Source organism: Tardiphaga sp. OK245 (assembly GCF_900108575.1).
Classification (GTDB): Bacteria; Pseudomonadota; Alphaproteobacteria; order Rhizobiales; family Xanthobacteraceae; genus Tardiphaga; species Tardiphaga robiniae.
The window spans coordinates 128240-150404 of sequence record NZ_FNWZ01000002.1; the positions used below are offsets into that span (position 1 = coordinate 128240).

Genomic DNA, 22165 nt, shown 5'->3' on the forward strand with positions numbered 1-22165 from the left:
AAGGAGCCAACATAACGTGGCCATGCATATCGTCGATAGACGCCTGAACCCGAGCAGCAAGAGTCTTGAGAACCGCCAGCGGTTCTTGCGACGCGCGAAAGCTCTGGTTCAGGGAGCCGTCAAGAAAGCCTCCCAGGACCGCGACATCAAAGACGTCCTGGAAGGCGGCGAAGTGTCCATCCCGCTCGACGGGATGAACGAGCCCCGCTTTTATCGCGAAGGCGGCATTCGCGACCGGGTGTTGCCCGGCAACGTGAAATTCGTGGAAGGTGATTACCTTCAGCGGCCGCAATCGAAGAGCGGCAGATCGAACGATGCCGGTGAAGGCGACGGCGAGGATGCATTCCGGTTTGTGCTCAGCCGGGAGGAGTTCGTCGACATTTTCCTCGACGACCTGGAACTGCCGGATCTTTCCAAGCGCAAGCTGGCCGAAGTCGAAAACGAAGGCCTGCGCCGCGCTGGATATACGACGTCCGGTTCGCCTGCCAATATCTCGGTCAGCCGCACCGTACGCTTGGCCATGGCACGACGGGTTGCACTGCAGCGACCGCGACCCGAGGCCATTGCACAGTTGGAAGCTGAACTGGAGCATTGCAGTGACGAGCGCCGCCCCGAATTGCTGGCAGAGATCACGCGGTTGAAATCCAAGATGCGGCGGATTCCGTTCATCGATCCCATCGACATCCGCTATCGCCGCTTCGAGAACGTGCCGAAGCCGGTGGCGCAGGCGGTGATGTTCTGCCTGATGGACGTCTCCGGCTCGATGTCCGAGCACATGAAGGATCTCGCCAAGCGGTTCTACATGCTGCTCTACGTCTTCCTGACGCGTCGCTATCGCAAGGTCGAGATCGTCTTCATCCGTCACACCGACCGTGCCGAGGAAGTCGACGAGCAAACCTTCTTCCACGGCCCCGCGTCGGGCGGCACGCTGGTTTCCAGCGCACTGCAGGCCATGCATGAGATCGTGCAGTCACGCTATCGCCCCGCCGACTGGAATATCTATGCCGCACAGGCCTCGGACGGCGACAACTCTTATGCCGATGGCGATCTCTCCGGCCGCCTGCTCAAGGACATGATCCTGCCGGTGACGCAGTTCTTCGCCTATCTGGAAGTGGGCGAATCCGGCAGCCATCCGTTCGAAATGTCGGAATCCTCACTGTGGACGCTGTATCAGCGGCTGCGCGCGGAAGGTGCACCGCTGTCGATGCGCAAGGTCAACGACCGCAGCGAGATCTTTCCGGTGTTCCACGACCTGTTTCAACGTCGCCAGGCCAAGGAGAGGGTGGCTCCATGACAGACCGTCTCTACGAAGGCGCGGACTGGGACTTCACCACATTGCAGCGCATCCACGATGCCTGCGAGGAGATTGCCGAAAAGGAGCTCGGCCTCAACGTCTACCCGAACCAGATCGAGGTCATCACCGCCGAACAGATGCTGGACGCTTACTCGTCCGTAGGCATGCCGCTGTATTACAAGCACTGGTCGTTCGGCAAACAATTCGCCCATCAGGAAGCGTCCTATCGCAAGGGCCTGATGGGTTTGGCCTATGAGATCGTTATTAACTCGTCGCCATGCATTTCCTACCTGATGGAGGAAAACACGGCGACGATGCAGACGCTGGTAATTGCCCACGCCGCTTTCGGCCATAATCACTTCTTCAAGAACAATTATTTGTTCAAGCAGTGGACCGACGCCGACGGCATTCTCGACTATCTCGATTTTGCCAAGGGCTATGTGGCGCAGTGCGAGGAAAAGCATGGCCGCGCAGCGGTGGAGCAGACGCTCGACGCCGCGCACGCGCTGATGTCGCACGGCGTCGATCGCTATCCCGGCAAAAAATCGCTGGATTTGCGGGCCGAGGAAAAACGCGCCAAAGAGCGCCGCAATCACGAAGAAACCTCGTTCAACGATCTGTGGCGCACGGTGCCGACCGGGCGGGCGAAGAGTGCCTCACTGCTCAGCGCGGAGCGACGACGCGCCCTGCTCGGCCTGCCGCAGGAAAACCTGCTGTATTTTCTGGAGAAATCCGCACCGCGCCTGAAGACCTGGCAGCGCGAACTCATCCGCATCGTCCGGCACATCTCGCAATATTTCTACCCGCAAGGTCAGACCAAGGTGATGAACGAAGGCACGGCCACTTACGTGCACTATCGCATCATGAGCCGACTGCATCAGACCGGACAGATCTCGGACGGCAACTTCCTGGAATTCCTGCAGTCGCACACCAATGTCGTGTTCCAGCCGAATTACGATGACCGGCGCTTCTCGGGCTTCAACCCCTATGCGCTCGGCTTCGCAATGATGCAGGACATCGAAAAAATCGTCACCGATCCGACCGACGAAGACCGCGCGTGGTTTCCCGATATCGCCGGCAAAGGCGATGCAATGGCGGTCCTGCGCGATATCTGGGCGAACTACCGCGACGAGAGCTTCGTCAGCCAGTTCCTGAGCCCACGACTGATGCGCCACATGCGGATGTTCCACCTGCATGACGACCCGGCCGTGTCGGAAGGCATCCGCGTCGACGCCATCCATGACGAGCGTGGCTATCGCCGCGTCCGACGTGTGCTGGCGCGTCAGTACGACGTCGGCCTGATCGATGCGAATGTCGAAGTGGTGGACGTCGACCTCGCCGGCGATCGCCGGCTGATGCTGAAGCATTCGGTGCTCAATGGCGCCCTGTTGAATGAGGCCGACGCCAAGCGGGTGCTGCAGCATCTCGCCGATCTCTGGAGCTACGACGTCTCGCTTGCCGAGGTCGATGCTTCCGGCCTGGTGCTCAAGGAACACGTCGCCCATCCCCGCGTGATGGCTGCGGCCGCCTGATCGATCCCTCTCCGTTTCCTCCCGCAAACTCCCCTGCCCGGCTTGTCGCCGGGCGGGGACTTTCGCTCGGACGAAATATAGGGTAGGGGACTATCCTATGTCGCATCTCGCCGCTAACAAGACCAAGCTGCTCGCCCGGGTCCGTCGGCTCGCCGGCCAAATGGCCGCCATCGAGAAGGCCATCACCGAAGACGCCGGCTGCGCCACGATTCTGCATCAGGTTGCAGGCGTGCGCGGCGCCGTGAGCGGGCTGATGGATGAACTGATCGAGGACCATGTCCGCGAGCATGTCGCCCATCCCGGTCTCAGCACCGACGACCGTGCGGCGGGCGCCGAAGAACTCATCGCCGCCATCCGGCGCTACGCGAAATAAGGACGGGCAGCATGCGCACCCACTCCGACATCGACCACCTGTCCCACGAGCACATGTTTCTGGGCGACAATCATGACGAGAACACCCGCCGCACACTGTGGGTGGTCGTCCTTACGGCGCTGATGATGGTCGGCGAGATCATTGCCGGCACAGTCTTCAACTCGATGGCGCTGCTGGCTGACGGCTTCCACATGGCGACCCATGCCGTGGCGCTCGCCATTGCTGCGGGCGCCTATGCTTATGCACGCCGCAACGCACATAACCGCCGCTTTACTTTCGGCACAGGTAAGGTCGGCGATCTCGCCGGCTTTGCCTCCGCGTTGGTGCTGGCGATCATCGCCCTCGGCATCGCCGTCGAATCCGTGCAGCGGCTATTCAATCCGTCCGCAGTCGCCTTCGGCGAAGCCACGGTGATCGCCGTCATCGGCTTGATCGTGAATATCGCCAGTGCGTTTCTGCTGAGCGGCGGCCATCATCACGACGGTCATGACCACGACCATCACCACGGCGCGCATCATCACGACAACAACATGCGCTCCGCCTTCATGCATGTGCTGGCCGATGCGCTGACCTCGGTGCTCGCCATCGCCGCGCTGCTAGCCGGCCGCTATCTGAACTGGGTTTGGCTCGATCCCGTGATGGGCATCGTCGGCGGCATCGTCATCGCCGCCTGGGCGTGGAATCTGCTGCGCGACACGGCGGCCGTGTTGCTCGACACGTCAGATCCGCATCTGGAACAGGAAATCCGCGATGAGGTCGAGCGCCCCGGCGACGCCCGCATCTTCGACCTCCACGTGTGGCGCGTCGGCCCCGGTGCGCATGCCGCGATCGTCGGCTTTGCCGGCGGAGCCAGCACAGAGACGGTGCGGCAGCGCCTCGCCGCCGTGCATGAATTGCAGCACGTGACTGTGGAAGCGCGCTAGCGTCGGACGCACATCTCCCGCGTTACGAGCCATGCAGCGAAGCGGGTTGGCATTCACGGCTTGGCTGATTAACCTGACGTCATCATCGCCAGCCAAATGGCGGGACGTGCCGATTGCGACGCGCAAAAAAACGTCTGGGACGGACATGCAAGGACAGATCGCGCCGGACACCTCAACGCCGACCACCCGCCATGAAGTTCTCTACGGCGAACGCTTTGTCGCCTGTTTCTCCGATCGTTCGCCGAACCTCGATGCGATGCTCCGTGCTGCTGCGGCCCGGAAGCCCGATGGCGTTGCGCTGGTGCTCGGCGAAAAACGAGTCACCTATGCGGAGCTCGACCGCGTCGCGGAGAATGTCGCCCGCAATCTGATCGCCTCCGGTTTCCAGAAAGGTGAGCGCATCGCGATGCTGCTCGGCAACTGCCTGGAATTCATCTTCTGCGCGCTCGGCGCCGTCCGCGCCGGCATGATTATCGTCCCGCTCAATACGCGGCAACGCGCACCCGAGATCGACTATGTGTTGCAGCAGTGTGGGGCTTCAGCGCTCGTCTATGACGCCGACTGCGAGGCCAACCTGCCCGCACCACATGCGGGCTTGCGCAATCAGTGGGTGGTCGGCAGCGGCCGTGCGCCGTCGTTTACGGAATTGATGAAAGATGCGCCTGTCGCTGCTCTGCCTGAGCTGACTCAAGAGGACACCGCGTTTCTGCTCTATACGTCGGGCACCACTGGCAACCCGAAAGGCGCGATGCTTACCCATGCAAGCATCATCCATTCGCTGCTGAACTTCCAGCACGGCTATGGTCTGCACGACGGTGACGTCACGATACTGGCGGTGCCCGCGTCGCATGTCACCGGCCTCGTGGCATTGATCCTTGCGACCATCAATGTCGCCGGCACCACCGTAATCCTGCCAGCATTCAAGGCGCCGGAGTTTCTGGCCGTCGCCGCGCGCGAGCGCATGACCTACACGCTGATGGTCCCGGCAATGTATAATCTCTGCCTGCTGCAGCCGGACTTCGAGACCCACGACCTCACGGCCTGGCGCATCGCCGGCTTCGGCGGGGCGCCGATGCCGGAAGCGACGATCAAGCGCCTCGCCGAGGTGCTGCCGAAGCTCAATCTCTGCAATGCCTATGGCTCGACCGAGACTTCATCACCCGCAACGATGTTTCCGCCCGGCTCGCCGGTCGGAAAGATCAATTCGGTCGGGCGCCCCGTCATCGGCGCGCATATCGTGGTCGCCGATGACGACGGCCGCGAGATGCCGGCCGGTCAGGACGGCGAATTGCTGATTGCCGGCGCAATGGTCGTGCCGGGCTATTGGGACAATCCGGATGCCACGCGCACCGGCTTCGTCGGCGGCTACTGGCGGTCCGGCGATATCGGCCACATGGATGCGGACGGCTATGTCTATGTGGTCGACCGCAAGAAGGACATGATCAATCGCGCCGGCTTCAAGATCTACTGCACCGAGGTCGAAAACGTGATGTCACATCATCCCGCCATCGTCGAAAGCGCTGTGGTGGGCAAGCCGGATCCAGTGCTGGGCGAACGCGTACACGCCTTCGTCTATAGCCCCGATGGCGGCAACGAGGCCGACATCCGCAAATACTGTGCGGAGCGGCTGTCCGATTACAAGGTGCCGGACACCATCACCTTCCTGAAGGAGCCGCTGCCGCGCAACGCCAACGGCAAGATCCTCAAGACCGAGCTACGCAAGATGATGGCGAGCTGATCACCAAGCGGCGACAGCGCCATCCGAGCGCGGGTCCGTCGCGCCTTCGAGCACGCCGTTAGCGTGCAGCACGATGGCGCCGGCATGGCCCATGGTACCGGTATAGCTACCGAGCACCTCGACCACGTGACCGGCAGCCCGAAGCTGCTCGATCAACGCGGGATCGAAGCGATCCTCGACCTTCAACGTGACGCTCTCGTCGCCCCAGGTCTTGCCGAGCAGCCAGCGCGGCGCGGTCACCGCCTGCTGCAGCGGCATGCCGAACATACCGTAGCGCGAGAACACCGCCGACTGCGTCTGCGGCTGCCCCTCGCCGCCCATGTTTCCGTAAACCATACGACGGCCGTCATCGAAGATCGCCATCGCGGGATTGAGCGTGTGGAACGGCTTGCGGCCCGGCTTCAGCGCATTCCAGCCACTCTCGGCAAGCCGGAACGAGGCGCCGCGATTTTGCCAGCAGATGCCGGTTTCCGGCAGCACGACGCCGGAGCCGAACTCGAAATAGACCGACTGGATGAACGACACCGATCGGCCCTGTCCGTCGATGACGCCGAGCCAGATGGTATCGCCGGGCTTGCGCACATGCGGCCACGGCAGCGCAATCTTGCGATCGATATGGCGCGCCAGTTCGTCAAGCTTCGCATCGTCGAGGAATGACGCCGGATCCACCGTCATGTGATCGGGATCGCCGACATGTTCGTCGCGCACGATGAACGCCTGCTTGGTGGCTTCGATCAGACCGTGGATGTGATCGAAACCTTCGGCCTGGGTGACACCAAGGCGATCGAACATCGCGAGGATCATCAGCGACGACAGGCCCTGCGTCGGCGGCGCCATGTTGAACAGGTGCGCGCCGCGCACGGTGGTCGATAGCGGCGGACGTTCGCTGGCTTGATGGTTCTGCAGATCGGCCGCGGTGACGGGCGATGCGACCCTGGCGAGGTCAGCGGCGATCGTGTCGGCCAGCTTGCCGTTGTAGAAACTCTCGAAGCCCTCGACGGCCAGACGCTTCAGCGTCGCGCCGAGCGCCGGCAGTTTCATGATATCGCCTTCGTCCGGCGCCTGCCCGTTCGGCATGAAAGTCCCGGCGAAATTCGGCTGGTCCTTCAGCTCCGCGAATTTCTCAGACGTCAGTTCGGATTGGCTGCGCGTGACGACGATGCCGTTCTCGGCATAATAGATTGCGCTGTCGAGCAGGCGTTCGCGCGACAGCGGCTTCTGCCAATGCTTCGAAACATCCAGCGCCTTCTGCCAGCCGGACACGGTCCCGGCGACGGTGTTGGCAGCGAGCGGTCCGCGGAACGGAATCGCCGAAGCGCCCTTCGACGCATAGTAAGCAAGGTCCACCGCTGCGCCGGCGCGACCGCAGGCATCCACCGTGATCGGCGCCTTACCGGGCTCGGCGATCAGCCAGAAGCCGTCGCCCCCGATGCCGGTCATGTGCGGATAGACCACTGCGAGCGCCGCCGCTACGGCGATCGCCGCTTCCACAGCGGTCCCGCCGTCCTTGAGCACATCGAGACCGGCCTGCGACGCCAAGTGATGCGGCGAGGTAACCATGCCCCGTCGCGCGCGCGGTGTTTCAAGCATTCGTCGTCTCCAGAACTCGTGGCATGCCAGCTTTGTTTGGCGCAGTCGTAACGCGTCCAGCCGATGATTCAAGCCTTTCGGGCGACGATCTCGCCGTCCCGCGCAACCAGCCGGCCGTTCTTGTAGACCGCGCGGCGCTTTGGCAGATCGACCACGGCCTGCGGCACGTGCGGTGCATCGATGGCGACGAAGTCGGCCTTGGCGCCGACGCGGAGGCCGTGATCTTCCAGCCGCAGCGCTTTCGCACCACCGGCCGTGACGATGCCGAAGGCCAGCATCAGGTCTTCGTCGGTATTGAAGCCCGAGCGGTAGCCGATCATCATCGCACGGCCGAGCATGTCGCCGTCGCCATAGGGCCACCACGAGTCGCGGATATTGTCGCAGCCGCCGAACACCGTGACGCCGGCAGTGCGCAACAGCTTCACCGGCGGAAACGGCCGCGCGCCCGGCGCATTGGTCATGATGGCCACGCCGCTCGAAGCCAGCGCCGCCGCCGTGCGCTGAACCACGTCAGCCGCGACATCGCCGAGCGAATAAGCGTGGCTGACGGCGACATGGCCCTGCATGCCCAGCGCCTGCGTGCGCGCGCAGATCTGTTCTATCTCGAAAATGCCGAGCATCGAGGGATCGTGCAGATGGATATCGACATCAACGCCGCGGCGCTCGGCGATGCCGAACACCACATCGAGATGTTTCTCGACATCGCGGTCGAAGCCACCGGGATCGAGACCGCCGATCACGTTCGCGCCGAGATCGAAAGCGGCATCGAGCAGATCCGGCGTGCCCGGACTGCGCAGGATGCCGCTTTGCGGGAAGGCGACAAGCTGGATATCGATGAGGTCGCGATGCGCCTCGCGCACGGCGAGGATGGTCTCAAGCGATTTGAGACCGACCGAACCGTCCACCATCACATGGCTGCGCATCCGCGTGCTGCCGTGCCCGAGGCAAAGCTCAAGCTGGCTCCGCGCGCGCTCGGCCATCGGCGCGGCCTTGGCCATGTTGTCGGCCTGGATAGCGACACGCTCCTGCACGTTGAAGCCGTTCGAATAGGGCACATGCGGCCGCCAGATATCGCCGTAGAAACTGGTGTCGACATGGATGTGACCTTCGACGAAGGACGGGATCACAAGCGTGCCGCCGAGATCGACGGTCTCTGCGGTTGTCGGTGCGGGATTACTACCGGATGTGACCGAGGTGATATGGCCGCCGCTGACGGCAATCGCGTTGAGGCTACCGTCTGCGAATTTCGCCTGCGTAAAAATCGTGTCGATGTCGCTCACGCCAACCTCTCGGACTGATCTGCTGCCGCGAGGTTACAGGAGGACGACACAGCATGCACCCGCATGCCGGCCGCTGCATGGCCAATGCGTCGGTCAGCTCTCGCGCGCAGCCTTGATGAGGTTGTCGCGCAGCGTGGCGACGCCCTGCTGCATTTTCTTGAATTCGTCGGGCTCAAGACCGGATGCCTTGACCAGATTCATGGTCAGCCCCTTCTCGCGCAACCGCCGTCCTTCGTCGGTCAGGCTGACCACCACCTGCCGCTCGTCCTCGGGATCGCGCTGCCGTCGCAGATAGCCCATGGTTTCCAGCTTCTTCAGGATCGGCGTCAGCGTGTTGGACTCCAGAAACAGCTTTTCGCCGAGGCTGCCGACAGTTTGCCGGTCCTGCTCCCACAGCGCGACGATGGCGATGTACTGGGTATAGGTCAGGCCGAGCTTTTCGAGGATCGGCTTGTAGGCCCGGCCATAGGCCAGATTGGCTGAATAGATCGAAAAACAGAGGAAATCAGACAGTTTCGGGCCGGCCCGCGCGGAATCGGCGGAGGCTTGTTCAATCGATTTGGGCTTGGTGGATGGCATGTTTGCACTCCGTCAGGGACACGAGAACGTGACCTATCGGACCCATATATATCGGATGCGATTAAATCGGAAGAGTTGACAAGGGCGCCTACCCCGCTATTTATATCGCACTCGATTACATCGCACACGATATAAAAGGAGACGATCATGACCTCGGCCACCATCGAAAAGGTTCTCTACACCGCCCAGACCCACACCACCGGTGGCCGCGATGGCGCGTCGCGAAGCTCGGACGGCCGGCTCGACGTCAAGCTGTCGCCTCCCGGCTCGGCTGGCGCCGGCACCAATCCCGAGCAGATGTTCGCGGCCGGCTGGTCGGCCTGTTTCATCGGCGCCATGGGGCGCGCCGCCAGCAATCTGAAGGTAACGCTGCCGGCCGACGTCGCCGTCGACACCGAAGTCGATCTCGGCACCACCGGCGGCGACTTCTTCCTGCAGGCTCGCCTCAATGTCAGCCTGCCCGGCCTCGCGCCGGACATCGCGCGCCAGGTGGTCGATGCCGCGCATCAGATCTGCCCTTACTCGAAGGCAACGCGCGGCAACATCAATGTCGCGATCAACCTGATCTGACCCTCACCTTCTTCCGCGGACCGTCAACCGGTCCGCGGATCGCGGCGCTCCCCCGAATGGTTGCCGGCTTCACTCGTGTATTTTGGAGATCACCGTGACGCTCTTCATCCTCGCTTATGCGGCCGGCCTGCTCACCATCGCATCGCCCTGCATCTTCCCGATCCTGCCGATCATTCTCGCCCGCGCGGACGAACCGTTTCGCCGCAGCGGATTGCCCTTGCTGATTGGCCTCACACTGACTTTCGCGGTGGCCGCCAGCCTCGCCTCTGTCGCCGGCAACTGGGCGATCGAGGCAAATCGTTATGGCAGAACCATCGCCCTCATCGCGATGACGCTGTTCGGCCTGGCACTGCTGTTGCCGACTCTCGCCACGCGACTGATGGCGCCGCTGGTGCTACTCGGCGTGAAGCTGTCCGGCTGGGCCGGCCAGAATGATGCAAACGCGCATCGCGCGCCGCTGTCGTCACTGCTACTCGGCATCGCGACGGGCCTCGTCTGGGCACCCTGTGCCGGACCGGTGCTGGGCCTGATCCTCACCGGCGCGGCACTGCACGGGCCGGGAATCGATACCGTGTTGCTGTTGCTCGCCTATGGTCTTGGTGCGGCAACGTCACTCGCCGCCGGCATGCTACTGGGCGGACGTTTGCTCGCCAAATCGCGCGAGCTGATGCCATGGAGCGACGGCGTGCGTCGCGCGCTGGGTGGCGCAGTGGTGCTCGGCGCCATCGCGATCTGGGCCGGGCTGGATACGCGCCTGCTAACGCAACTATCTCTGCCGTCGACGACCGCGTTTGAGAGCAAGTTGATCGACACGCTGCAGCCCGCGCCATCTGCGCAGGCCGGAACGTCCATCGGCAATGCCACACCCCATGCATCACTGTCTGGTCCGCTCGCATCGATCGTGGGCAGCAGGCAATGGCTCAACACGTCGCCGCTGAAGGCTGAAGACCTGCAGGGCAAGGTCGTGCTGGTGAATTTCTGGACCTATTCCTGCATCAACTGCCTGCGCGTGCTGCCGCATGTGCGTGCCTGGGCCGAGAAGTATCGCGATCAGGGCCTCGTCGTGATCGGCGTGCACACGCCGGAATTCGCCTTCGAGAAGAACGTCGGCAATGTCAGCACCGCAACGACGAAGCTCGGCGTCGGCTATCCCGTCGCGATCGACAACGACTTCCGTATCTGGCGCGCCTTCAGCAACAATGCATGGCCGGCGCTCTATTTCGTCGGTGACGATGGTCGCATCCGTCATCAGGCAATCGGCGAGGGCAACTATGCGACGTCGGAAAAGGTGATCCAGCAATTGCTTGCCGAGGCCGGCCACAAGCCAACCGACGACGCAGCAACCGTGACAGCCGAAGGCACGCAGGTTGCGGCGGACGAAGTCCAACTCCGGTCGTCGGAAACCTATCTCGGCTATGGACAGGCCAGCGGCTTCACCTCGCCCGGCGGCGCACGCGAAGACGTGCCGAGCCTCTATCGCGGCATCGACATGCTACCGCTGAACCGCTGGACGCTGGGCGGCACATGGACCATCGGTCGCGAATATGCGCAGCTCGACGATACGTCAGGTCGCATCGCCTATCGTTTCCACGCCCGCGACCTGCATCTGGTTCTCGGCCCATCGCCGGACGGCAAGCCGGTGCGCTTCCGCGTGACCATCGATGGTGCGGCGCCCGGCGCCAGCCACGGCACCGATACCGATGCCGAGGGATATGGCACCGTCACGGATGCAAAACTGTATCAACTGGTGCGGCAAGTTGGCGACGTGACCGACCGCACATTCGGAATCGAATTCCTCGATCCGAGCGTGCGGGCCTATGCCTTCACCTTCGGCTGATGACGACGGCTATTGATAGGTCGCCACGATATCCGCGACGGCGCGCTCGAGTTGCTGCGCCGTCGCGCATTGGCGCACGACATTGCAGAAGGTCGCATAGCGCGGCATTTCGGAATCGCCGAAGCCCCAGCCCATGCGGCCCTCGGGATTGAGCCAGACCAGCCGCTTCGAGCGCTCGCCGATGCGGCGCAGAATGTCGGCGCGCGGATCGAGATTGTTGCTGCGGGCATCGCCGAGCACAATGACCGTGGTCTGCGCCGTGATCGCACTCATGAAACCCTTCTCGAAATCGACGAAGGAGCGACCATAATCTGATGAGCCATAACCGACTGAAGACATGATCTGCTTCATCGCCTCTTCAGGCTTGTTCTTCTCCAGGACTTCACTGACTTCGATCAGGTTGCCGGAAAAAGCGAAGGAGCGCACATCGGATACAACTTCATGCAGGCTGTGGATCAGCAGCAGGAAGAAGTCGGAGACCTGCGCGACCGAGCCCGAGACGTCGCAGATCGCGACGATCTTCGGCTTGTCGCGATGGCGGCGCTTCCATGCCGTCATGAAGGGCACGCCGCCCCATGCGGCATTGCGACGAATGGTGCGGCGGACATCGAGATGGCCACGGCGCTGGCGTTTGCGCGGCTTGCTGAAGCGCTCGCGCAGCCGCCGCGCGATCTGCCGGATCAGAACGCGCATCTGCGCGATCTGCCGCTGTTCTAGCCGCGCCATCGGCGCATTGCGCAGGATCTCATTGCGCAACGCCTCTTTCTCCTCGCGGCCATAGAGCAGCAGCGCCTGCGCGACCATTTCGCTGACGGTCTCGCGCAGGCTGCCGAGCGCCGTTGCAAGCCGTTCTGCATCTGCCGGATTGCGGGTCGTGAGCGCGTCGATGTCGTCGCGCAATTGCGCGATCCCGAGCTGCTCGAGCACCCGGCTGGCAAACAGCCCCCGCTGGGTGAAGACACGGATGTCGGTCAGGCCGGCGGCATTCGATGCGTTTGAAAGCGCAGCGGCAATGGCGGCGCGGTCCTGCGCCAGCAGCATTTGCGCGAGCAAACCGAGTTCGGTCGAAGCCTGTGCCGACGCGGTACCTGCCGCGGCGTCGGTCCAGCTCTCGCTTGCCCCCTCGCCAGTCTCGTCGTCGTCATTTGCCGCAGACGGCGCGTCGAAATCAGGATGGGTGAAGAACGTATCGAAACAGGCAGCAAGCGCCGCTTTCTCTTCGCCGGACTTCGCCATGGTCAGCAGCAGCGCATCGCGCAGGATCGCGCGATCGGCGGGGCCCACTTCAGCGGCGGCACGCATCGCATCGATACTTTCGGCAGGCGAAATCCTGACACCGGCGCCGCGCGCCGCCCGAAAGAAACGATGCAGGGTGTCACGCATCGGCTAACCGAACACGCCCTGCCGGCCGGACTTGGCAACGAAGCCCGAGACCTGCGGCAGTGTCGCTTCGATATCGCCCTCGTATTTCAGCAGCACGTTGAGCGTGTCCTTCACCATCTCGTGGCCGAGTTCGGATGCGCCGAGCAGCACGAGCACCTTGGCCCAGTCGATGGTCTCGCTGACCGACGGTAGTTTCTTCAGGTCCAGCGTGCGGACCTGATTGACGAAACCAACAAGCTGCTTGCGCAAGGTGGTGGACACGCCAGGCACGCGAGTCTCGACGATGCGCTCTTCGAGCTTGGGCTCGGGAAAGCCGATATGCAGATGCAGACAGCGGCGCTTCAAGGCATCGCCAAGATCACGTTCGCCGTTCGAGGTCAGGATCACGGTCGGCGGTACGATGGCTACGACGGTGCCGAGCTCGGGGATCGTGACCTGGAAGTCGGACAGGATTTCGAGCAGCAGCGACTCGAATTCGGCGTCGGACTTGTCGATCTCGTCGATCAGGAGCACGCAGCCCATCGGCTGTTCCAGCGCACGCAGCAACGGACGCGGCTCGACGAATTCCTTGGAGAAGAACACGTCGCCGAAATCATGCAGCTGCTCCAGCGCCTTGTCGAGCGTATCGGCGCCGCCCAGCACTTCGCCGAGTTTGTCCTTCAGTATCTGTGTGTAGAGCAGCTGCTTGGCGTATTTCCACTCATACAGTGCCTTGGCCTCGTCGAGGCCCTCATAGCACTGCATGCGGATCATCTCGAGGCCGCGCGAGGCAGCGATCGCCTTGGCAAGTTCGGTCTTGCCCACACCGGCCGGACCTTCGACCAGAATCGGCTTCTCGATCTTCTCTGCGAGATAGACGGCGGTGGCGATCTGCCGGCTGGCGATATAGCCGGCGGAGGCCAGACTGCGCTCAACGGCTTCGATCGATGCTGACGAACTGGTGTTCTCGGCCACGCGCTTCACTCCGGATTTCGCATACTGGAATAAGCCCCTTAAACAGGTTTTGGGCGCACGCGCCCGGCTCATTTCGGCGTCCTGATTTGCTACGTGGTTCAGCCGGCGGCGTCCAGCGCCACCGGCTCATCGCTCAGTTGCGGCGGCTGGGGGCCTGACAGTTGAGCGCCTTGCGGTACCCCGCGGCGCGGGCGTCGTCCTCGCTGCAAAACCAGCGATCCGGCTTCGGCTGGGTCGCGTAATTCTGGCATTGGGGAATGAGATAGACGCCAAGATGGCCGGTAAACTTGGCCCGGCGGACCTGTTTCGCCCGGATATTGCAGCCCACCGGCATCGCGAGATCGGTGGGAAACAGCGCCGCGCGCAGCTCCTTGTCCTTGTCGCTCCGACAGGCCGAGCCGAGCAATAGGCTGTCGCTCGCCTTGCGGCGGAACTCCGCGGGCGTCACGAAGCACCCGCGCCACAGCCCTTGGCGCTTGTCCTTGGCCGCCGTCTCATCGGGCTTGAAGCTGGTCTTGGCGCTTGCCTTGTCCGACGGTTCGATGCTCACCGCATAGCCCGATTGGATCACCGCCTGATTGAGGCTACCCGTCTCGCCAACGACACTGCAGAGACCGGCGCGACGGTTCTTGTAGATCTTGTCCTCGCCAAGGTCCTCACAGCGAACCTCGCGCTTGTCGATCAGCTTCACCAGCTGGTCCCTTGCTTCGACGCCGCAGGCCCAGTTGTCGGCATGTTCGTCGACACAGGGCTGATCCACCTCCGGCGCGTCCAGGCCGGCAAGCTTGTAGGCGACATTGCCGATCTGGATGGTGTCGCCGTCCTTGACGATGGCTTCGACCGCCGAGGCCGGGTTGGCGACAAGCAGCAGGACGAACAGGGACAGGATGCGCATCAATCTGGTCTCGGGATCGGCACGGGGAGGGCTGCGATCAGTCCTATCGCAGCAGACGCGCCCACGAAAGAGACATCACGCGCACTGCGCCGTCACACCGCAACCAGCATCGCCACGCCGACGACAATCAGCGCGATCCCCGACAATTCGCGTGCCGAAAGGGGCTGCTTGAACGAATAATAGGCGACAGCCTGCGCGAACAGCACCTCGACCAGCGCCAGCGTCCGGACATTGGCGGCGGCCGTAAGTGCAAATGCCAGGAACCAGAATTGCGAGGCGGCTGCGCCCATGAAGCCGGCCAGCATCGATGGCTTCCACAGGCCGAGGATGTCGCTCAGCACCTTTGGCGCGCGAGCCAGCAGATAGATCGTCAGGATCAGCGTCTGCACGAACAGCGCCCAGACCAGTGCATAGGAGGCCGCCGTCACGAAACTCACACCGGGCACGGTGATGATCGCGCCGCGGAAACCCACTGCCGACAGTGCGAAAGCCGCTGCCGCAACCAACCCAAGGACCGTCGGCCGGATGCTGGCGATATCTCTGGTCGCGCCGGGCCGAAGCGCGGTGACGACGACACCGACGGTAGCAATCAGGATCGCTGCGACCTTCAGCACCGTCAGATGATCGCCGAGAAAGACGAAACCGAAAATCGCGGTCTGGATCGCCTCGGTCTTGAGATAGGCGATGGTCACCACAAAGGAGCGGTCATTCATCGCTGCCAGCATGAGCCCTGTGGCAAAGATCTGGCTCAGCGCGCCGAGTAGCAGCCACGGCCAGAATTCGGCTGATGGCCACGGCACCTTGTCGCCCGTCGCCAGGATGATCACCACAAAAAAGACGATCGAAAACGGGAAGCCGAACAGGAAACGGATGTTGGTCGCGCCCCAGGTCCCGAGCGGCCCAGTGAGCGAACGCTGCATGGCATTGCGCGTCACCTGCCCCAGCGAGGCGATGATAGTGAAGGGGATCCAGAGCGAGGCGATGGTGAACATGAGGCAGGACGGGTCCGCGAGCGATGGCGCGGAACCTGACTGCGTCACGCCGCAGGGTCAAGCGGCCTGCGCCCATGCCTGCGATGCGATCGCGACCGCCTCGGACGTGGCTTACCAGACGAAGCGCACGACGCCCTTGCCAGCATGGCTGCGGGTGAGGTTGGAGAACTCGCCCTCATACGTCGCTGTGACCGATAGCCCGCTGCCGAGCATGACCTCCGCACTCGCGCTGGTCAGTGCCGCATCGGGCGCCATCGCCGCGCCGTTCACGACGAAGCTCGCGCCAGGCAGCGACTGGAACGAGGCCTGCGCGACGCGATCGCGATTGAAGTCATGCGCCCATGCGGCGCGCCCACGCAGCGTGAGCAACGCCTGATCTAAAGCGAAGGACTTGTCGGTACGGAGGCCAAGTTCGCTACGCATGGCAGTGACGTTGCGTCCGGTGTAACTGAGCGCGAAATCATTGCCGCCGGAGACAAGCGCCTCTGCATAGGCCGGCAGGTCAATATTCGTGACCTGCCCCGCGGCATAGGGCGTCAAACCTACGCCGCCAAGCCACGGCAGCACGCTCCGATGGCCAGCTTCGGCGCGCGCCGAGAAAGCGTGCGCGGTGAAGTTCGCGCGCAGCCGGTCGGCATCGACGATGGTCACCAGCCGTTCCGTAGTGACGTTCTGCCATCCGTAAGCGAGCGCAGCTGTGATATAAGCGGGGCCTTGGTGATGGCGGATGAAACCACCTATCTGGAACAGGTCCGAATGTCCTGAACCGAGATTATCCGACAAGCCGAAGCTGGTGCCGCCGCCAGCCACGGCGAAGCCGGCAAGCGTCTGTGGCGACAGCCAGGTATCGGCACCGACGGCAATGCCGCCGATCCGGCTACTGCTATTGTGCGAACCAACGACCGTATTGCCGTCGGTCGCCTGACCACCACCGAAGCCCGCAGCCCAGACGTTCCAGCGCGCTTCGAAGCTCACCGCCACAGGTGGCACTTTGGTGATCGCACCGTGGGCGTCGCGCCAGGGCGTCGGTGAACGATCGGCCGCCGCGAAGGCATTCGAAGCTGTGTTCACGGTTGCGAGGCCGCGATTGGCAGCGAAGGGATCGGTCAGCACGCCCATGAACTGCGTCATGGCCTGAACGGTGTTTTGTTGCACGCCGGTCGAGAGTTCGCCCGACGACTGCGTCAGATCTTCCGGCGTCATCGCCCCGAGCGCATAGGGGATGCCGCCATGGCTGCCGAAATAGGCATTCAGCGACGAAGCGATGTTGTTCTGATTGATGTTGAGACCGGTCAGCTTCAGATCGACATTGAGATAGACGTTTTGAGCATCGTAGCTCAGCGTCGTGATGAACGAGGGCGGCTCGTCGCTGACGATATTTGGGCTGAACCTGCCTGTGATGCCGCCAGCGGCGTTCAAAATGGTGTAGCGTTCACGCACATAGGCCGCGGGATCGAAGCTGATGCGAACGCCTGCATTATTGAGCGACGCGGCGCCTGCGATATTGGTCCGGTCCGCCGCCAAGCCAGATACTTCGACCATGTAGCTCGAAGCTGCGGCAAACGTCAGATTACCTTGTACTGACAGCAGCCCGACCGAATTTCCGGGCGACAGCATGCCGCCATCCTGGATCTGTGTGGTGCTGACGATGCCGTTGCCGCCGAGCGTCGCGCCGCGTTCGACGCTCACCAGCGACGACGCGGCGATCGAGCCGTTGACGCTGAGCGTTCCGGCCTTGACGTCGGTGGCGCCCGTGTAGCTATTGAGTCCGTCGAGGCGCGTGATACCCAAACCGCTCTGCGTGAATGAACCACTGCCCGAGATGGCACCCGCCAATGTCAGCAGCCCGTCGCGCTTCGCGACAAGTTCGCCATTGTTGATGACATTGCCGATGATCGATCCTGTGAAACCACCATCACCGATCTGCAGAATGCCCTGCGTGATCTCCGTGCCACCGCTGTAAGTATTGTCTGCCGTCAGGACCGTCGTGCCGGTGCCGACATGCCGGAACATGCCGTTTCCCGTGATCGTGCCACCGAATGTGTAGACATCGGAACGGAAAATCTGGAACGTGCCGTTGTTGATGACATCGCCAATGATAGAGCCCGCCGTGCTGCCAGTGCCGAGCTGCAGCGTACCGGCAGAGATCAACGTGCCGCCGCTATAGGTGTTGTCATTGCCAAACGCCGTAAGGCCCGCCCCGACCTGGACGAAAGCGCCGGGACCGGAGATGACGTCATTATAGGAGAAATTATCGGATCGGTTGAATGCCAGAATACCATTGTTCGTTACGTTGCCGGACAGTGTGCCGGTGATGCCGCCATTGCCGATCTGCAGCGTGCCGGCATTGATCGTCGTGCCGCCGTTAAAAGAGTTGGTGCCTCCCAGAACGAGCGTGCCCCAGCCATCCTTGGTCAATGCGCCGGCGCCCGAGACATCTCCCATAGCCGAGAATGTCGTTCCGAACAGCGTCTCGATTGTGCCGCTGCCGGAAAGCACAATACTTCGCACGGACGTGACATCGGCCAGCGTCAGCAGCGTGCCACCCGAGAGCGTCAGCGTGCCCGTGCCGAGACTGGCGTCCGCGAGAACCGCAACGGCGCCGCCGGAAACTGTCGTGCCGCCCGTATATGTATTCGTGCCGGATAGCAGCAACGTGCCGTTGCCGGATTTCACGAGGCTGCCGCCCACGCCCGTGATTGTACTTGCGATGACCGTATCGCTCGCCTGATCGAGCGTCAGTTGCGCACTGGCGAGCGCAATCTCGCCACCGAAGCCGATCAGCGAATGCGTCGAAGTGTTGTAGCTGTTGAGATCGAGCTTGCCGCCATAGACGATCACGTCACTGCCGTTGGGCAGCGCACCGGAAGCGCCAAGCTGCAGCGTGCCAGCTTCGAGTAGCATGCCGCCAGTCCAGCTGTTGGTATTGGCCAACATCAGAGTGCCGTCGCCGGCCTTGATCAAGCTGCCGGTGCCGGACACCGTACCGGTGAGCACCAGCGCCGTTGCGGCGTCGGCATCGATCTCGCCTATGCCGAGTAACGATACGTTCCGCGCCGAGGCGATGTTTGCAGTCGTATGCAAGATGCCGTTGTCGAAGGTGAGACCGCCGGTTGCAGCGCCGAGATTTGCATTCGACGAAATCTGCAGCGTGCCGCCGCTGATGGTCGTGCCGCCAGCATAGGTGCTGGCGCCAGCGAGTACGAGCGTGCCGCCACCCGTCTTGTTCACACCACCGGCGCCTACAATCGGAGCCGAAATCGTCGCCGTCTCGCCGGACAGAACACGCAGCTCACCAATACCGTCCGAACCGCCCAGCGCGGTTGGCCGCAGTTCGCCAGTGCCTTGAACAAGGTTGTAGAGACCGCCGACGAATTGCAGCCCATAGAATTTCTGCGATCCATCTATCGTGACCGTGCCGCCCGGGCCGTTGAAGACGCCATAAATGAATCCCCACTGGGTATTGGCAACGCCGGCCAAATCAAACCAATTGTTGTTGAGCGCATTCCAGGTTCCGCTGCCACCCGCGGTGCCGCTCGACGCATCATCCCAACGTTGAAGGATGTCGGTGCCGTTGGGCGAAGCAATGAGATCGACCACATGGAGCCGCGAGCTGTCGATCGAATAGGTGACGGGAAACAGCCCCGAGATCGGGGGCATCGTGCCGATGGTCAGTCCGGAGATTGACGAACCGCCGGTGTAGTTGATCATACGATAGTAACCGACCGCAGGTTCGCCCGTACCACTGATATTAAAAGTTACATCGTGGAGCGAAACATCGCCATTGACGAAGACACTCGCTGATGTTGTCGAGGCTGCTCCGTTCGAGAAATGACCGAGATTGAAATCAAAGGCGCTGCCGGCGAGCATCGACAGGTTGCCGTTCACCGTCAGACGGCCCGTGCCATCAGGCACGAGCGTGCCACCATAGAGCACCGTGGTAGCTCCGACGGAGCCATTGCCGGTGAGGCGTCCGCCCGCATCGACATTAACCGTGCCGCCGAGTTGTCCGGTCACGCCAAGCGTTGCGCTCAGGATTTCCGTGGTGCCCGTGAAAGCAGCACTGCGGCCGGACAGGATCGTGGTGCCTGACAGCACATTGATCGCGCCATTGCCGGTGATGAGATTATTGAAGAGATAGTCGCCGCTCGTATGGTTGAAATTGAGCGTGCCGCTTTGTGCGAGTTCAACCGGGCCTGTCACAACACCAGGCGCCAGAGCCGCTGCCCCGGGCTCGGATCCGATACTCAACGCACCGCTGACACCAGAGGCGCCTACTTGAATCGTACGCGCTTTCGCAACGCCCCCATTACTCACCGTCAGCGCGCCGACGGACGCTGCGCCGATCTTCAGGGTCTGGGCATCGAGCGCCGACCCGATGCCATCGACCTTCACCGTGCCATGCGCGACATAAGACGCATCGTTGCCAATTGAAGCGGTGGCTGCAGTCACATGCATGCCATCAGCAATCAGCAACGAGCCGGTGCCGCGATAGCCGACGAACAGATTGGCATTGAGCCACGATGCGCCTGGGCCAGAGACGGTGACATTGGCATCGGTGCCGCTGTCATAGCCGACATAGCCATTGGCCGTCGTCAGTCTGGCGCCACCAGCAAAGGCCAGGCTGCCGGCATTGGCGCGCAAATCGCCGGCGAAGGATGCCGATATCCCCGAAAGCGTCCAGACGGCGTCGCCATTTTTTTCCAGCACCGAAAAGCCCCGATACTTCGTGCCCAATCCGGAGAGATCGAACGTCGCGTTCTGATTGCCACCCAACGCAAAGATATTGAGATTGCTCGCATCCAGGCCGACGACGACATCGCCTGTAATGTTCGCGCCGGACCATAGCTCCAGCCTGTTGCCACCGCCGGTGAACAGAATCGCCGCAGCGCGCGATCCGTCGACGTTTCGCCCGCCCTCGATCGTCCCGGCCGCGACGACCGTTATGCCGGCGTTCTGCCCAAGGATGGCGACTCCCGCCGCTCCATTCGCACCGGCGTGACCGTTGCTTCCATTGCCGAGCTCCCAGCCGCCGCCGCCCGGGCCGGCTGTCCCGCCCGCTCCGGCATCGCCGCCCTGCACCAGTCCACCATTGTCAACGCGCACAGTGCCGGGGCTCGCCAGCACGACGCCGGTGCCGCCAGCACCGCCGGCGCCGCCATTGCCACCATTGCCGCCGGAAACGCCTTGGCCGCCCGATCCACCCGCCCCGCCGGTCCCGCCGGTCCCGCCGAACACCGAGGCGCCACTTCCAATGACGGTCATGCGCGCGTTCTCGACGACGATGCCGGCGCCGCCATTGCCGCCATTGCCCCCACTGCCGCCATCGCCGCCGACGCCGCCGTCGGTCGCGGTGGTGATGCAGGGCGGCTGTCCGCCCGGGCAATAGTTACCGATACTATCCGGCGCGCCCGTGCCTCCATTGCCGCCGGCGCCACCCCAACCGCCCGAACCGCCTTTGATAGCGGGCGCGAGCGTTTCCAGGGTTTGTCCGGATGCGTAGAGTCCTATTCCACCGCCGCCTCCTCCTCCTCCTCCGCCACCGCCTCCGCCGTAGCCGGGGGCCATGAAGGTTCCGTAGTACGCCACAACACCATCGCCACCATCGGCGGCGGCGGCGCCACTGCCACCTGCACCGCCCGCAATGAACTGGTTGCCCGGAACGAACGACCCGCTGAATATCGCGCCGGTACCGCCACCGCCGCCACCACCGCCGCTGCCACCGTCATGGCCCATTCCGTGAAACCAGTTGCTGCCATCTCCACCTTTGAGCCGCTGGGGACGCTTCCCGGGCGATCCCGCGCCTCCCTGGATTTGGCCGCCCGGGAGTTGCGAGCCGTTGAAGCCCAGGTTTCCACCCTGGCCGCCGTCTCCCCCTCCACTGGCATGTGCACCACTGCCACCCTTGCCGCCATTGCCGATATAAGCGTTCTTCAGCGACTCGTTCTTGGCATTCCTGCCGCCACCGCCGCCGCCTCCGCCTCCATTGGCGGGGTCGATCACACCGCCTATTCCGCCCGCTTTCGGATTGCTGGATGCATGCGCTCCACCATTTCCGCCGACGCCCGAAGCCTGCGCATGAACCGGTTGCGACGAGGCAATCGCCGCAACCACCAGCGCCAGACCGGCAAGCGACAGCATTATGGCTGTCGACGACATCAATGTGTTAGCACGGCGCGCGCCGGTGCCGCTGCTCGTACTCGAGCCGCTGCGGCACGCTGCGCT

At 63.0% G+C, this 22165-nt stretch carries 15 protein-coding genes; 7 read left to right on the plus strand and 8 right to left on the minus strand.

Annotated features, from left to right (window positions below; all coding sequences use genetic code 11):
* Positions 1-22: 22 nt before the first annotated feature.
* The 5 genes from BLW80_RS07310 (at position 23) to BLW80_RS07330 (ending at position 5860) form a co-directional block, all read left to right on the plus strand.
* Positions 23-1294 carry a YeaH/YhbH family protein gene (locus BLW80_RS07310; RefSeq protein ID WP_170849644.1) on the plus strand — a complete coding sequence of 424 codons (1272 nt, stop codon included), beginning with the start codon at positions 23-25 and terminating at the stop codon, positions 1292-1294.
* Entirely contained in the window at positions 1291-2826 is a 1536-nt protein-coding gene (locus tag BLW80_RS07315) for a SpoVR family protein (protein ID WP_093757468.1), read from the plus strand. Before BLW80_RS07310 ends, BLW80_RS07315 begins: the two co-directional genes overlap by 4 nt.
* A 97-nt stretch (positions 2827-2923) precedes the next feature.
* Positions 2924-3199 (plus strand): metal/formaldehyde-sensitive transcriptional repressor, encoded by a 276-nt coding sequence (locus BLW80_RS07320; RefSeq protein WP_093757469.1) that lies wholly within the window; start codon positions 2924-2926, stop codon positions 3197-3199.
* Positions 3200-3210: 11 nt separating this feature from the next.
* Positions 3211-4122, plus strand: coding sequence for a CDF family Co(II)/Ni(II) efflux transporter DmeF (gene dmeF / locus BLW80_RS07325; protein WP_093757470.1), 912 nt, complete (start codon positions 3211-3213; stop codon positions 4120-4122).
* 145 nt (positions 4123-4267) lie between these two features.
* A complete protein-coding gene (locus tag BLW80_RS07330) occupies positions 4268-5860 on the plus strand; it encodes a class I adenylate-forming enzyme family protein (RefSeq protein WP_093757471.1) in 1593 nt (530 codons plus the stop codon).
* On the opposite strand, the gene BLW80_RS07335 is transcribed toward BLW80_RS07330, so the two are convergent.
* The 3 genes from BLW80_RS07335 to BLW80_RS07345 all read right to left on the minus strand — a co-directional run bounded on the left by BLW80_RS07335 (position 5861) and on the right by BLW80_RS07345 (position 9309).
* A complete protein-coding gene (locus tag BLW80_RS07335) occupies positions 5861-7450 on the minus strand; it encodes a gamma-glutamyltransferase family protein (RefSeq protein ID WP_093757472.1) in 1590 nt (529 codons plus the stop codon).
* A gap of 68 nt (positions 7451-7518) precedes the next feature.
* Entirely contained in the window at positions 7519-8730 is a 1212-nt protein-coding gene (locus BLW80_RS07340; RefSeq protein ID WP_093757473.1) for an amidohydrolase family protein, read from the minus strand.
* A gap of 93 nt (positions 8731-8823) precedes the next feature.
* Positions 8824-9309 (minus strand): MarR family winged helix-turn-helix transcriptional regulator, encoded by a 486-nt coding sequence (locus BLW80_RS07345; protein ID WP_093757474.1) that lies wholly within the window; start codon positions 9307-9309, stop codon positions 8824-8826.
* A gap of 147 nt (positions 9310-9456) precedes the next feature.
* On the opposite strand from BLW80_RS07345, the gene BLW80_RS07350 reads away from it, so the two are divergent.
* Positions 9457-9879 (plus strand): organic hydroperoxide resistance protein, encoded by a 423-nt coding sequence (locus BLW80_RS07350; protein ID WP_093757475.1) that lies wholly within the window; start codon positions 9457-9459, stop codon positions 9877-9879.
* 94 nt (positions 9880-9973) lie between these two features.
* Positions 9974-11716: a cytochrome c biogenesis protein DipZ gene (locus BLW80_RS07355; RefSeq protein ID WP_093758152.1), complete on the plus strand. Its 1743-nt coding sequence runs from the start codon at positions 9974-9976 to the stop codon at positions 11714-11716.
* Between the two features lie 9 nt (positions 11717-11725).
* On the opposite strand, the gene BLW80_RS07360 is transcribed toward BLW80_RS07355, so the two are convergent.
* From BLW80_RS07360 to BLW80_RS30905, 5 genes are all read right to left on the minus strand, one after another.
* Complete coding sequence (locus BLW80_RS07360) at positions 11726-13099, minus strand: VWA domain-containing protein (RefSeq protein ID WP_093757476.1); 1374 nt, start codon at positions 13097-13099, stop codon at positions 11726-11728.
* Positions 13100-13102: 3 nt separating this feature from the next.
* A complete protein-coding gene (locus tag BLW80_RS07365; protein WP_244528034.1) occupies positions 13103-14053 on the minus strand; it encodes an AAA family ATPase in 951 nt (316 codons plus the stop codon).
* 133 nt (positions 14054-14186) lie between these two features.
* Positions 14187-14948, minus strand: coding sequence for a thermonuclease family protein (locus BLW80_RS07370; RefSeq protein WP_093757478.1), 762 nt, complete (start codon positions 14946-14948; stop codon positions 14187-14189).
* 92 nt (positions 14949-15040) lie between these two features.
* Positions 15041-15940, minus strand: coding sequence for an EamA family transporter (locus BLW80_RS07375; RefSeq protein ID WP_093757479.1), 900 nt, complete (start codon positions 15938-15940; stop codon positions 15041-15043).
* 111 nt (positions 15941-16051) lie between these two features.
* On the minus strand, positions 16052-22081 hold the full coding sequence (locus tag BLW80_RS30905) for an autotransporter-associated beta strand repeat-containing protein (protein WP_170849604.1): 6030 nt from the start codon (positions 22079-22081) through the stop codon (positions 16052-16054).
* Positions 22082-22165 lie beyond the last annotated feature (84 nt).